General features: G+C 55.0%; 10 protein-coding genes. 4 read left to right on the forward strand and 6 right to left on the reverse strand.

The window, feature by feature from the left end:
* Nucleotides 1-89 precede the first annotated feature (89 nt).
* From ldtD to ACW9E7_RS06060, 3 genes are all read left to right on the forward strand, one after another.
* Nucleotides 90-1,913 carry a L,D-transpeptidase gene (gene ldtD, locus ACW9E7_RS06050; protein WP_115874641.1) on the forward strand — a complete coding sequence of 608 codons (1,824 nt, stop codon included), beginning with the start codon at nt 90-92 and terminating at the stop codon, nt 1,911-1,913.
* A 174-nt stretch (nt 1,914-2,087) separates the two neighbouring features.
* Nucleotides 2,088-2,639 (forward strand): YcbK family protein, encoded by a 552-nt coding sequence (locus tag ACW9E7_RS06055; protein WP_032639289.1) that lies wholly within the window; start codon nt 2,088-2,090, stop codon nt 2,637-2,639.
* 20 nt (nt 2,640-2,659) lie between these two features.
* Nucleotides 2,660-3,307: an MBL fold metallo-hydrolase gene (locus ACW9E7_RS06060; protein WP_458727408.1), complete on the forward strand. Its 648-nt coding sequence runs from the start codon at nt 2,660-2,662 to the stop codon at nt 3,305-3,307.
* A 48-nt stretch (nt 3,308-3,355) separates the two neighbouring features.
* On the opposite strand, the gene aspC is transcribed toward ACW9E7_RS06060, so the two are convergent.
* The 4 genes from aspC to pncB form a co-directional block, all read right to left on the reverse strand.
* Nucleotides 3,356-4,546, reverse strand: a complete 1,191-nt coding sequence (gene aspC, locus ACW9E7_RS06065; protein ID WP_033145106.1) for an aspartate transaminase — start codon at nt 4,544-4,546, stop codon at nt 3,356-3,358.
* A gap of 184 nt (nt 4,547-4,730) precedes the next feature.
* Entirely contained in the window at nt 4,731-5,834 is a 1,104-nt protein-coding gene (locus tag ACW9E7_RS06070; protein ID WP_047651295.1) for a porin, read from the reverse strand.
* Nucleotides 5,835-6,440: 606 nt separating this feature from the next.
* Nucleotides 6,441-7,841, reverse strand: a complete 1,401-nt coding sequence (asnS, locus tag ACW9E7_RS06075; RefSeq protein WP_111964555.1) for an asparagine--tRNA ligase — start codon at nt 7,839-7,841, stop codon at nt 6,441-6,443.
* A 165-nt stretch (nt 7,842-8,006) separates the two neighbouring features.
* Complete coding sequence (gene pncB / locus ACW9E7_RS06080; protein ID WP_149366276.1) at nt 8,007-9,209, reverse strand: nicotinate phosphoribosyltransferase; 1,203 nt, start codon at nt 9,207-9,209, stop codon at nt 8,007-8,009.
* Nucleotides 9,210-9,463: 254 nt separating this feature from the next.
* Between pncB and pepN the strand changes: the two genes are divergently transcribed.
* Nucleotides 9,464-12,076 carry an aminopeptidase N gene (gene pepN, locus ACW9E7_RS06085; RefSeq protein ID WP_115874643.1) on the forward strand — a complete coding sequence of 871 codons (2,613 nt, stop codon included), beginning with the start codon at nt 9,464-9,466 and terminating at the stop codon, nt 12,074-12,076.
* A gap of 50 nt (nt 12,077-12,126) precedes the next feature.
* Here pepN and ssuB read toward each other — a convergent pair whose 3' ends face one another.
* Nucleotides 12,127-12,897 (reverse strand): aliphatic sulfonates ABC transporter ATP-binding protein, encoded by a 771-nt coding sequence (gene ssuB / locus ACW9E7_RS06090; protein WP_458727409.1) that lies wholly within the window; start codon nt 12,895-12,897, stop codon nt 12,127-12,129.
* A complete protein-coding gene (gene ssuC / locus ACW9E7_RS06095) occupies nt 12,894-13,685 on the reverse strand; it encodes an aliphatic sulfonate ABC transporter permease SsuC (RefSeq protein ID WP_458727410.1) in 792 nt (263 codons plus the stop codon). Before ssuC ends, ssuB begins: the two co-directional genes overlap by 4 nt.
* Nucleotides 13,686-13,694 lie beyond the last annotated feature (9 nt).

The raw sequence follows: 13,694 nt of genomic DNA on the forward strand, positions 1-13,694 counted from the left end.
ACATAAGGTAAGGCAACAGCTTAGCCGTCTACCTATAATGAAAGAAAGCCCCAACGTGATGGGCATGTCGTGAAAACAGGGGGCAAGGGATGTTGCTTAAGAAAGAATGTGGTCGTCAGCTGTCGGCGCTAAGTTTATGCCTGGCAGTGATGTTTGCTCCACTGTTAACCGCCCAGGCCGACGAGCCTGAAATTGTGCCGACTGACAGCTCGGCAACGACGGGCGCGCAGCCAACGTCGTTGTCCCAGCCTCTGGACCAGTCTCCGGCAACGGCTATCATGGCCGGTATTAAGCCGCTGCCGGAAGGCATCGACGCCGAATCGCTCAGCCAGCAGCTGCAGTCGGGGCTGCCGTCCGGGTACGCGCCTGTCTATCTCAATCAGCTCACGCTCCTTTATGCTGCCCGCGATATGAAACCGATGTGGGAAAACCGCGATGCCGTTCGCGCCTTCCAGCAGCAGCTGGCGGAGGTCGCGATTGCAGGGTTTCAGCCGCAGTTTACAAAATGGGTTGAGCTGTTAACCGATCCTGCCGTCACCGGGCAGGCGCGGGACGTAGTGCTTTCCGATGCCATGATGGGCTACCTGCAGTTCGTGGCGGGTATTCCGGTCAACGGCAACCGTTGGCTTTACAGCGATAAGCCGTACAAGCTGGCGACGCCGGCACTGTCGGTGATTAACCAATGGCAGTTAGCGCTGGATAACGGCGAACTGCCGCGCTTTATCGCCAGCCTCGCACCGGCGCACCCACAATATGCCACTTTGCACCAGTCGCTCCTCGCGCTGGTGGGTGACTCGCGCCCATGGCCTCAGATGCGCGGCACCGCGACGCTGCGTCCGGGGCAGTGGAGCAGCGATGTGCCTGCCCTGCGCGAGATCCTGACTCGCTCCGGTCTTCTTGATGGCGGGCCACATATTGCGTTGCCAGGCGACGATCCGCAAAATGCGGCGGTCAGCCCGTCAGCTCCCGTGAAAGAGAAAAAAACGATTGCCGTCAGCAATAAACCCGCAGCATACGATCGCGAGCTGGTTGCGGCAGTGAAGCAATTCCAGACCGCACAGGGGCTGGGGGCCGATGGCGTCATTGGCCAGACGACGCGAGACTGGCTGAACGTATCGCCTGCGCAGCGGGCAGGGGTGCTGGCGCTCAATATCCAGCGTTTGCGCCTGCTGCCGGGAACACTCTCTACCGGAATTATGGTTAACATTCCGGCTTATTCCCTGGTCTATTATCAGGACGGTAGCGAAAAACTGGCGTCGCGCGTGATTGTCGGGCGTCCGGATCGTAAAACACCGATGATGAGCAGCGCGCTGAATAACGTGGTGGTTAACCCACCATGGAACGTGCCGCCGACGCTGGCGAGAAAAGACATTCTGCCGAAGGTCTGGAACGATCCGGGGTATCTGGAACGTCATGGCTATACGGTGATGCGCGGATGGAACAGTAAAGAGGCCATCGATCCTTATATGGTCGACTGGTCGACAATTACGGCTTCTAATCTGCCGTTCCGTTTCCAGCAGGCACCCGGGGCGCATAACTCTTTAGGGCGTTACAAGTTCAATATGCCGAGTTCAGACGCTATATATCTGCACGATACGCCGAACCACAACCTGTTCCAGAAAGATACTCGCGCGCTGAGTTCTGGCTGCGTACGCGTGAACAAAGCCTCGGAGCTTGCCAATATGCTATTGCAGGATGCGGGCTGGAACGATACGCGCATTTCGGATGCCCTGAAGCAGGGGGATACGCGTTACGTTAATATTCGACACAACATTCCGGTCAATCTCTACTATCTGACGGCGTTTGTTGGCGAAGACGGGCGTACTCAGTACCGTACAGATATTTACAATTATGATCTCACCGCGCGATCCGGCGCACAAATTTTGCCAAAAGCGGAACAATTAATCAGGTAAATGAAGCAGTTCGGGAAAAATGATTGTCGTAAGTTAGGGTGAATAAGGGGCAATATCGCTGTAAGCCGCGTATTCACTGGGGTTGGGCGCCTTGACGTACCCGGTTTTGCCAGTTAAGGTGCCCTTCGTGCGCTAAGCATATTACGATTTCTTTTACCTGTAGACCTGATTATCATGGACAAATTTGACGCTAATCGCCGCAAACTGCTGGCGTTAGGTGGTGTTGCGCTTGGCGCAGCGGCCATCTTGCCGACGCCAGCATTTGCCACCCTCTCGACACCTCGTCCGCGAGTTTTAACGCTCAACAATCTTCATACCGGTGAGTCGTTAAAAGCGGAGTTTTTCGATGGCAGAGGCTATATTCAGGATGAATTAGCAAGACTTAACCATTTTTTCCGTGATTTCCGCGCGAATAAAATAAAAGCCATCGATCCAGGACTGTTTGATCAGCTTTTCCGCCTTCAGGGCCTGCTGGGCACCAGCAAGCCGGTTCAGCTCATTTCTGGCTATCGCTCGATTGATACCAATAATGAACTGCGCGCCCACAGTCGCGGGGTAGCGAAAAAAAGCTATCACACGAAGGGACAGGCAATGGACTTCCATATTGAAGGCGTTTCGTTAGCCAATATTCGCAAAGCTGCGTTATCTATGCGCGCAGGTGGTGTAGGATATTACCCCAGCAGCAACTTTGTGCATATTGATACCGGTCCGGTTCGGCACTGGTAATAACGAAACACAGGAGCAGTATGAACTATCGTATTATTCCGGTTACCGCGTTCTCCCAGAATTGTTCATTGATCTGGTGCGAACAGACTAAACTGGCCGCGCTTGTCGATCCCGGCGGTGACGCTGAGAAGATCAAGCAGGAAGTCGCCGACAGCGGCGTGACGCTCATGCAGATTTTACTGACGCATGGTCACCTCGACCATGTGGGTGCAGCGGCTGAACTGGCTGAACACTACGGCGTGCCGATAGTTGGTCCGGAAAAAGAAGATGAGTTCTGGCTGCAGGGGTTACCCGCCCAAAGCCGCATGTTTGGCCTGGATGAGTGTCAGCCTTTGACGCCCGATCGCTGGCTGAACGAAGGAGAGCGCGTTAGCATAGGGAATGTGACTTTACAGGTGTTGCATTGTCCTGGGCATACGCCAGGCCATATCGTCTTCTTCGATAACCAGTCCCGTCTGCTGATTTCCGGCGATGTGATCTTCAAAGGTGGCGTAGGACGCAGCGATTTTCCGCGCGGTGACCACGGTCAACTGATTCAGTCGATTAAACAGAAGTTATTGCCGCTGGGTGATGATGTAACGTTTATCCCTGGACACGGTCCGATGTCGACGCTGGGCTATGAACGGCTCCATAACCCGTTCCTTCAGGATGAAATGCCTGTCTGGTAACCCGAATAAAAAAAGCCTGCATAACGCAGGCTTTTTTATGGGCGCAAATTACAGTACGGCGACAATCGCTTCGCACAGTGGCGCCATGTTGTCAGGCGTCATGCCTGCAACGTTCACGCGGCCAGAGGCCACGGCGTACACGCCAAACTCTTCACGCAGACGCAGAACCTGCTCTTTGGTCAGGCCGCTGAACGAGAACATACCGTTCTGTTTGATGATAAAGCTGAAGTCGCGATCCGCGCCTTTCTCAGCCAGGGTGTTCACAAACAGCAGGCGCATGCGCTGGATGCGCTGACGCATATCGTTCAGTTCTTGTTCCCAGATAGCGCGCAGCGCATCGTTGCTCAGGATAGTCGCAACAACAGACGCACCGTGTGCCGGTGGGTTAGAGTAGTTAGCGCGGATAACCGATTTCATCTGGCTGAACGCACGATCGACGGTCTCTTCGTTAGCGGCAACCAGCGTACAGGCACCCACGCGCTCATTGTACAGACCGAAGTTCTTAGAATACGAGCTTGCGACAATCAGCTCCTGGTGCACGGCTGCGAACGCGCGCAGGCCTTCGGCATCTTCTTCCAGGCCACGGGCGAAGCCCTGGTAGGCAAAATCAAACAGCGGCAGCCAGCCTTTCTCTACGGACAGCTTCGCCAGGTGTTGCCACTGCTCAAGCGTCGGGTCGATACCGGTTGGGTTATGGCAGCAGCCGTGGAACAGCACCACGTCACCTGCCTGCGCCTCGCTCAGGCTCGCCAGCAGGCCGTCAAAGTCGAGAGAGTGGTTTGCCGCGTCGTAGTAGGCGTATTCACGCACTTCCAGACCCGCAGAGTTAAACACGCTCTTGTGGTTAGGCCAGCTTGGGTTGCTTACCCATACGCGCTTAACAGAGGTGTTTTTCGCAAGGAAATCCGCCGCCACGCGCAGCGCACCGGTACCGCCTGGGGTCTGTGCTGTACGGGCACGTTTGTCACTCACAATTGCACTGCCTTTACCGAACAGCAGCTCCTGGGTGCAGCGACCAAATTCAGGGATACCATCAATACCGAGGTAGTTTTTGGTGGTTTCGTTTTCCAGCAGATACTGCTCAGCTTTCTTAACGCTGGTCAGTACCGGAGTTTTGCCGGTTTCATCTTTATATACACCAATACCCAGGTTGATTTTGCCAGGGCGGTCGTCGGCACGAAACAGATCGGCCAGGCCCAGAATCGGGTCGGCAGGAGCGGCGGTAATGTTCTCAAACATGACGAAGTTCCATTGTGATTACAGAAGTGAAATCCGCTATCAGGTTAACGGTAGATTTACAAAATGCCAACCGTTTGCGACGAAAAGCGTGCGGCTTTTCAAAAGTCGCCATTATTTTCTGTCAGGCATAAAAAAACAGGGCCGAAGCCCTGTTCATTAAGCATATAACAAAGTGGTGTACTGATTAGAACTGGTAGGTTACGCCAACGGTAGCCTGGTTGTCAGAGCCAACCCAGCTGGTGGACGCATCTTTGTCGTCCAGCAGGTTGAAGCGGTAGTCACCGTACACGTTGAAGTTCTTGTTGAAGTAGTAAGTCGCACCAGTGGTGATGTATTTCGCCAGGTCACGGTCGCCGATGCCGTTCAGGTCTTTACCTTTGGACTGAACGTAAGAAACGGAAGGACGCAGGCCGAAGTCGAACTGGTACTGAGCGATAACTTCGAAGTTCTGAGTCTTGTTAGCAATGTTATAAACATTACCATCATCATTCGGAACATAGTTTTCGCCGCTGTTACCCAGGCGGCTCATGTTGCGAGTCTCTGCATAAACGGTCGCGAGGTAGATGTTGTTTGCGTCGTATTTCGCGCCAACAGCCCAGGATTCAGCTTTATCGCCTTTACCATCTTTTTTCTGCTCAAGCGTACGGTTAGCGGTGCTGTAGGCACCGATCAGACCGAAGCCTTCACCGAACTCGTAACCCAGTGACAGACCAACGCCGTCGCCGTTTGCTTCATTCAGGTTTTTACGATCGTTTTTACCCTGGTATTGAACGCCAAAGTTCAGACCATCAACCAGACCGAAGAAGTTGTTGTTACGGTAGGTCAGCAGGCCAGTAGAACGGCTGGTCATGTAGTTATCAACATAACCGCCACCCCAGGTTTCGCCAGAGAAGGATGGAGCCATATCGGTGTAGGATTCTACGTCATACACGATACCGTAGTTACGACCGTAGTCCAGAGAACCCGCGTCAGCGATTTTCAGGCCAGCGAAAGCCAGACGAGTTACGTTAGTCTGGTCACCTTCAGCTGCACCGGCGCGTGCACGGTATTCCCACTGGCCGTAACCGGTCAGCTGATCATTGATCTGAGTTTCGCCTTTGAAGCCGATCTGGCCATAAGAGGAGTCAGCGTTTTTGTGTACGCCAGAAGTGGTGAAGCCGTGTTCACCCACAACTTTACCGTAGAAGTCCAGCTTGTTGCCGTTCTTGTTATAGATTTCTGCAGCGTTAGCTGCACCGGCTACCAGCAGGGCAGGGATTACCACTGCCAGAATATTGCGCTTCATCATTATTTATTACCCTCATTGGTTTTTTTATGACACTCGCCACTGCCGTCAATAAATTCTGTCAATAAATATTTCCGGAACTATTGATGAGAGTTAGGTGTCTTTATGTATCTGACAGGCATCTTTCCATTCGCCGAAGCGTTTCGCTAGCCTGAAAGTGCTACAATTCTCAAGATTGAGTAACAGAAAGAAAATATGTGTAACTAAATATGTATTTTTGGGAACTTTGTGAACCACCTCAAACTTCAGAGTGCCCTGGCGAATTAAACAACAGAGCATATCCTATATATATGAATTCCTTATGATTAATTTGGATAAAGGCAATTCATATAAACAGACGCTAAACGACCCGTTTTTTCTTATGACTCCTGAAAGCCTTCTGGATGGCTGTAAAAATGGTTGAAATTTGTGCTATTGCCCGATGATGAAATAATCGCAATAAGAATAGGGTTTATTTTTTGTGGCTGGATGTTTCGCGGAAACAAAACGTAACAGGTAGTGGTTGTGACGGGGCGAAGGTTTAAAGACGCTGACTTTAAGCTGACGAAAACTGACAATACAGAATAAAATAATGGCCAGCATCTGCTGGCCATTTTAGTCTTTTAGCGATTAGAAGCTGGCGTTACGTGGAGTACGTGGGAACGGAATCACGTCGCGTACGTTCTGAACACCGGTCACGTAGGCAATCAGACGCTCGAAGCCCAGACCAAAACCGGCGTGCGGTACGGTACCGTAACGGCGTAGATCGCGGTACCAGCTGTAATCAGCTGGGTTGAGCCCCATCTCTTCCATACGCGCGTCCAGCACGTCAAGACGCTCTTCACGCTGAGAGCCACCGATGATTTCACCAATGCCCGGCGCCAGGACGTCCATCGCTGCCACAGTTTTACCGTCTTCGTTAAGGCGCATATAGAAGGCCTTAATGTCTTTCGGGTAGTTTTTAACGACAACCGGCGCTTTGAAATGCTTCTCGGCCAGATAGCGCTCGTGCTCAGACGCCAGGTCTACGCCCCAGTAAACCGGGTTCTCGAACTTCTCACCGCATTTCTCGAGGATCGCCACCGCGTCGGTGTAGTCCACCTGCGCAAAGTCGGCTGAGACAAAACGCTCCAGACGCGCTACTGCATCGCTGTCTACGCGTTCTGCAAAGAATTTCATGTCGTCAGGACGCTCTTCCAGCACCGCTTTGAAGACGTACTTGAGCATCGCTTCCGCCAGGCCCGCAACATCGTCCAGGTCGGCGAACGCCACTTCCGGCTCCAGCATCCAGAATTCCGCCAGGTGACGGCTGGTGTTGGAGTTTTCTGCGCGGAAGGTAGGGCCGAAGGTGTAGATCTTAGACAGCGCACAGGCGTACGTTTCGCCGTTGAGCTGACCGGAAACGGTCAGGAAGGCCTCTTTACCAAAGAAGTCTTTGTCATAGTCCACTTTACCTTCCGGCGTGCGCGGCAGGTTTTCGAGATCCAGCGTTGAGACACGGAACATCTCACCGGCACCTTCTGTGTCGGACGCGGTAATCAGCGGGGTCGACACCCAGAAGTAACCCTGTTCATCGAAGAAACGATGCAGCGCCTGCGCCAGCGTATGACGCACGCGCGCCACCGCACCAATCAGGTTGGTACGCGGACGCAGGTGGGCCACTTCACGCAGATATTCGATGCTGTGACGTTTAGCCGCCATCGGATAGGTATCCGGATCTTCAACCCAGCCGGTGACTTCAATGGCAGAAGCCTGAATTTCGAAGCTCTGGCCCTGACCCGGTGATGCTACAACCACGCCGGTAACAATGACGGAACAGCCCGTTGTCAGGTGCAGAACGTCATCATTGTAATTGGGCAGAGAATTATTAATGACGGCCTGTACAGGATCAAAGCAGGAACCGTCATAGACGGCGAGGAAGGAGATGCCAGCTTTAGAATCTCGGCGGGTACGCACCCATCCGCGCACGGTGACTTCCTGGTCAACGGCGACACGGCCCTGGAGTACGTCGGCTACAGGCACAACGCTCATAATATTCTCTCTGTTAATAGTCGGAAAAAATAAACACTTGTCCACCCTTATGGGGGGATATCTATGTTACCTGCCATCCGCTATCAGACAAGTAAATTTCGCAGTCAAAAGAGAAGAATTGAGAAATAAATAAGGGAAGGGAGCCATAAAGGCTCCCGTAAGCGCTTAACTGGCTTTTTTAATCAAGGGGAGATCGAACGCTTTGCGCAATGCGCGGACAAACGCTTTGTCATGGCAGATGGTTTTACCCGGACTGTCGGAGAGTTTCGCCACCGGCTTGCCGTTACATTCCACCAGCTTTATCACGATATTCAGAGGTTTTACCTGAGGAATGTCGCAGGTCAACCGGGTACCAATCCCGAAGCTCAGGTTCACTCTGGTGTTGAAATGACGATAGAGTTCGACCGCTTTCGCCAGGTCGAGATTATCCGAGAAGACGAGCACTTTGCTCATCGGGTCAATGCCAAGTTTCTCGTAATGGGCAATCGCCTTCTCGCCCCACTCGATCGGATCCCCTGAATCGTGGCGTAACCCCTGATATCGCTCTGCAAATTCAGGTCCAAAGTCGCGAAGGAAGGCATCCATCGTAATGCAGTCGGTGAGGGCGATCCCGAGTTGATTCGGGTACTCCTCAAGCCATGCGGCCAGCGCCGCGCGCTGGCTGTTGGCCAGGTCAGGGCTGATCTGCTGATGCGCCTGGAACCACTCGTGCGCCTGGGTACCCATTGGCGTCAGGTTGAGGCGACGGGCCAGATCGTAGTTACTGGTGCCCACGAACCACGGCTCCTGCTGCAGACGTTTAACGATGGCCTCCTGTACGTCGCGCGAAAAACGGCGCCGCGTACCAAAGTCCATCAGGCGGAAGCGGGACATGTCCAGCCCTGCGGTCAGCGTGGAGAAGCCAGCGAGTTTATTTTCCAGCGCGGCGACCGCCTGCTCGACGCCTTTTTCCGGCGAACGGTAGCGGTGAGCCAGTTCACTGATCACCGCCAGAAGCGGCACTTCCCACATGATCACTTCCCGCCACGGACCTTCAAGGCGAATATCCAGCTTGCCGTTATCGTTAAGCACGGTGACCTGCTCCGGCTTATAGCGGAAATCGCGCAGCCAGTTCAGGTAGTCGGCTTTGAAGAAAGGCAGGCCAGAAAGCCACTGATATTCCTCGTCCTGCAGCGTCAGATGCTGCATAGCATCGACCTGTTCACGAATGGCGTCTGCGTAGATACCGAGCAAGTCGTCGCCACGACAGCGGAATTCCGCCGCGACGTGAACGTCATAGTAGTGGTGGAAAACGGCTTGCTGCATATGCAGTTTATACGCGTCGGTATCCAGCAACGTATGCAGAACTGGAGAAGCGAATTGAGTCATAGGTGCGCAGTAGCATCCTCTCACAGGAGCGTTTAGTACAATAAACAACTCCGGAGTATACCTTGTTTAGTGATTTATTGAACCCCGATCACAACATAAGCGCGTTTTATGGTCGAGGGCATTTTGTGCCCCGTGTTATACAAATGTAGCAAAAAAGGGTTTTGACCCTGAAAAGATGAACATTCTGCATAGCGCGATTTGCGCAACAGGAATATATTGAAACGTTACTCGACAAACGATGCATAAGGTTTTCTATGACACAACAGCCACAAGCCAAATACCGCCACGACTACCGTGCGCCGGATTACCTGATTAGCGAAATCGATCTGACTTTTGACCTGGATGCCACAAAAACCGTTGTCACGGCGGTGAGTCAGGTGACGCGCCACAGCGCAACCGCCGTTCCGCTGCGTCTGGATGGCGAAGACCTGACGCTGGTCTCCCTGCATATCAATGATGAAGCCTGGTCGGACTATAAAGAAGAAAACAACCAGCTGGTCATCGACAACCTGCCGGAACAGTTTACGCTGCGCATCGTGAATGAAATCAGCCCGGCCGCCAACACCGCGCTGGAAGGGCTTTACCAGTCTGGCGTGGCGCTGTGTACCCAGTGTGAAGCGGAAGGGTTCCGCCACATTACCTGGTATCTCGATCGCCCGGACGTCCTGGCGCGCTTCACCACCAAAATCATCGCCGATAAAACCCTGTATCCCTTCCTGCTCTCCAACGGCAACCGCGTAGGTGAAGGCGAGCTGGAGAATGGCCGTCACTGGGTTCAGTGGCAGGATCCGTTCCCGAAACCGTGCTACCTGTTTGCGCTGGTGGCGGGGGACTTCGACGTGCTGCGTGACACCTTCAAAACGCGCTCAGGCCGCGAGGTGGCGCTGGAGCTGTTCGTAGACCGCGGTAACCTTGACCGCGCGCCGTGGGCGATGACCTCGCTCATCAACTCCATGAAGTGGGACGAAGAGCGCTTCGGCCTCGAATATGACCTCGACATCTATATGATCGTCGCCGTTGATTTCTTCAACATGGGCGCAATGGAGAATAAAGGCCTCAACGTCTTTAACTCCAAATACGTGCTGGCGCGCACCGATACCGCTACCGATAAAGATTATCTCGATATCGAACGCGTCATCGGCCACGAATATTTCCACAACTGGACCGGTAACCGCGTCACCTGTCGCGACTGGTTCCAGCTGAGCCTGAAAGAGGGCCTGACCGTCTTCCGCGATCAGGAGTTCAGCTCCGATCTGGGGTCACGCGCGGTGAACCGCATCAACAACGTGCGAACCATGCGCGGCCTGCAGTTTGCAGAAGATGCCAGCCCAATGGCGCATCCGATCCGCCCGGATAAAGTCATTGAGATGAACAACTTCTACACCCTGACGGTGTACGAAAAAGGCGCAGAAATTATCCGCATGATCCACACCCTGCTGGGGGAAGAGAACTTCCAGAAAGGGATGCAGCTCTACTTCGAGCGTCATGACGGCAGCGCGGCCACCTGCGACGATTTCGTGCAGGCGATGGAAGATGCCTCTAATGTCGATCTTTCCCACTTCCGCCGCTGGTACAGCCAGGCCGGTACGCCAATTGTTACCGTCAAAGACGACTACAATCCGGAAACCGAGCAGTACACGCTGACCATCAGTCAGCGCACGCCGCCGACGGCAGAGCAGGAAGAGAAATACCCGCTGCATATTCCGTTCAGCATTGAGCTGTACGATAACGAAGGCAAAGTCATCCCACTGCAGAAGGGCGGCCACCCGGTACACCACGTATTGAACGTGACCCAGGCCGAGCAGACCTTTATCTTTGATAACGTCTACTTCCAGCCGGTGCCTGCTCTGCTGTGCGAATTCTCCGCGCCGGTGAAGCTGGAGTACAAGTGGAGCGATCAGCAGCTGACGTTCCTGATGCGTCACGCGCGCAACGATTTCTCCCGCTGGGATGCGGCGCAAAGCCTGCTGGCGACCTACATCAAGATCAACGTAAACCGTCACCAGCAGGGCCAGCCGCTGTCGCTGCCTGTGCACGTGGCTGACGCGTTCCGCGCGATCCTGCTGGATGAGAAGATTGACCCGGCGCTCGCCGCTGAAATTCTGACCCTGCCGTCAGCAACGGAAATCGCCGAGTTGTTCGAGATTATCGATCCGATCGCGATCGTGGCGGTGCGTGAAGCGCTGACCCGTACGCTGGCTGCTGAGCTGGCGGACGAGTTCCTCGCCATTTATAACGCCAACAAGCTTGATGCTTATCGCGTTGAGCACGCGGACATTGGTAAACGTTCTCTGCGTAATACCTGCCTGCGCTACCTGGCGTTTGGTGAAACCGAGCTCGCGAACACCCTTGTGAGCAAGCAGTATCATGAAGCGGATAACATGACCGACGCGCTGGCCGCGCTGGGTGCAAGCGTTGCCGCTGAGCTGCCGTGCCGCGACGCGCTGATGCAGGAGTACGACGACAAGTGGCATCAGGATGGCCTGGTGATGGACAAGTGGTTCATCCTGCAGGCGACCAGCCCGGCGGCCGATGCGCTCAGCAACGTGCGCAGCCTGCTGAAGCATCGTTCCTTTACCCTGAGCAATCCGAACCGCGTGCGTTCGCTGATTGGCGCGTTTGCAAGCAGCAACCCGGCCGCGTTCCACGCCGAAGACGGCAGCGGTTATCAGTTCATGGTGGAAATGCTGACCGAGCTGAACAGCCGTAACCCGCAGGTGGCGTCGCGCCTGATTGAGCCGCTGATCCGTCTGAAACGCTACGATGCGAAGCGTCAGGCGAAAATGCGTGCCGCGCTTGAGCAGCTGAAAGGGCTGGAAAACCTGTCTGGCGATCTGTACGAGAAGATTGCTAAAGCCTTAGCGTAATAAAAGTTAACCCGGCCCTCTCCCTGTGGGAGAGGGCCGGGGTGAGGGCATCAGGCATTAGCCTTAGCTCGCTGTAACTCCGTCCCCCCTCGCTTCATCACTCGATCCAAAACTTCCGCTTCCAGCTCCGCCAGTCTTGCCGAGCCCACGCGACGAGGCCGCGGAAGATCTACCGTCAGATCCAGACCTATTTTGCCATCTTCTATTAACAGCACCCGGTCGGCCATTGCGACGGCTTCGCTCACGTCATGCGTCACCAGCAGTACCGTAAAGCCGTGTGCCTGCCAGAGAGATCCAATCAAATCCTGCATTTCGATTCGCGTCAGGGCGTCGAGCGCGCCCAGCGGTTCATCAAGCAACAGCAGGCCCGGACGGTGAATTAACGCGCGCGCCAGCGCCACGCGCTGCTTCTGCCCACCCGAAAGTGCTGCAGGCCATTCATCGGCGCGATTTTCCAGCCCAACGGCGGCCAGCGCCTGGCGGGCTTCATCCCGCCAGTTGCCCTTAAGACCGAGCCCGACATTGTCGATAACCGTTTTCCACGGCAGCAGGCGCGCGTCCTGGAACATCATGCGGGTATCGTCCTGGATATTCGAAAGCGGCGTTGTCCCTGCCAGAATGTCGCCGCCGTTGGGGGCTTCCAGTCCGGCCAGAAGCCGTAGCAGGGTACTCTTTCCGCCGCCGCTGCGCCCGACAACAGCCACAAACTGTCCGGCGGGAATATGCAGATCCAGCCCGTTAAGAATGGTGTTATCGCCGTAGCGTTTAGTGACGCCGTTCAGCAGTAGCGGTGTCCCCTGATTCAGTCGTGCAGTATTCATGCTTTCGCCTCCTGAAGGGTATAGGCCGGGTTCCAGCACAGCCAGCTGCGCTCCAGCCACTGGGCGCTGACGTCGGCGAGTTTGCCGAGCAGGGCGTAAAGGATAATCGCAACCACCACCACGTCCGTTTGCAGGAATTCGCGGGCGTTCATCGCCAGGTAGCCAATCCCGGAGTTGGCCGAGATGGTTTCCGCCACAATCAGCGTTAGCCACATCAGGCCGAGCGCGAAACGCACCCCGACCATAATAGAGGGCAGGGCGCCCGGCAGGATCACGTGAATAAACAGGGAAAAACCGGACAAGCCGTAGCTGCGCGCCATCTCGACCAGACCGCGATCGATATTGCGGATGCCGTGCCAGGTGTTGATGTAAATGGGGAACAGCGTGCCCAGCGCCACGAGGAAAATCTTGGCGCTCTCATCAATTCCAAACCACAGGATGACCAGCGGGATCAGCGCCAGATGCGGCACGTTGCGCAGCATCTGGATGGAGGTGTCCAGCAGCCGCTCGCCCCAGCGTGAAAGACCGCTGATCAGGCCCAGGACCAGACCGATGCTGCCGCCGATGGAAAACCCGATCGCCGCGCGCCAGGAGCTGATCGCCAGGTGCTGCCGCAGCTCACCGCTGACGCTCAGCGACCAGAACGCTTCTACAACACCCTCCGGAGAGGGCAGAATGCGGCTCGACAGCCAGCCGGTGGACGACGCGAGCTGCCAGAGTGCCACAATGCCGACGGGTAAAAACCACGGCGCGGCGCGCAGCAGCCATTTTTGTGAGGTGGCAGACATGGTCGCTCC

The organism is Enterobacter sp. H2G27, assembly GCF_054403075.1.

Coding starts and splice junctions, on each gene's coding strand:
- pepN (WP_115874643.1), top strand. CDS start 9,464: ATGACACAACAGCCACAAGCCAAATACCGCCACGACTACCGTGCGCCG.
- ldtD (WP_115874641.1), top strand. CDS start 90: ATGTTGCTTAAGAAAGAATGTGGTCGTCAGCTGTCGGCGCTAAGTTTA.
- ssuB (WP_458727409.1), bottom strand. CDS start 12,897: ATGAATACTGCACGACTGAATCAGGGGACACCGCTACTGCTGAACGGC.
- ssuC (WP_458727410.1), bottom strand. CDS start 13,685: ATGTCTGCCACCTCACAAAAATGGCTGCTGCGCGCCGCGCCGTGGTTT.
- pncB (WP_149366276.1), bottom strand. CDS start 9,209: ATGACTCAATTCGCTTCTCCAGTTCTGCATACGTTGCTGGATACCGAC.
- aspC (WP_033145106.1), bottom strand. CDS start 4,546: ATGTTTGAGAACATTACCGCCGCTCCTGCCGACCCGATTCTGGGCCTG.
- ACW9E7_RS06060 (WP_458727408.1), top strand. CDS start 2,660: ATGAACTATCGTATTATTCCGGTTACCGCGTTCTCCCAGAATTGTTCA.
- ACW9E7_RS06070 (WP_047651295.1), bottom strand. CDS start 5,834: ATGATGAAGCGCAATATTCTGGCAGTGGTAATCCCTGCCCTGCTGGTA.
- ACW9E7_RS06055 (WP_032639289.1), top strand. CDS start 2,088: ATGGACAAATTTGACGCTAATCGCCGCAAACTGCTGGCGTTAGGTGGT.
- asnS (WP_111964555.1), bottom strand. CDS start 7,841: ATGAGCGTTGTGCCTGTAGCCGACGTACTCCAGGGCCGTGTCGCCGTT.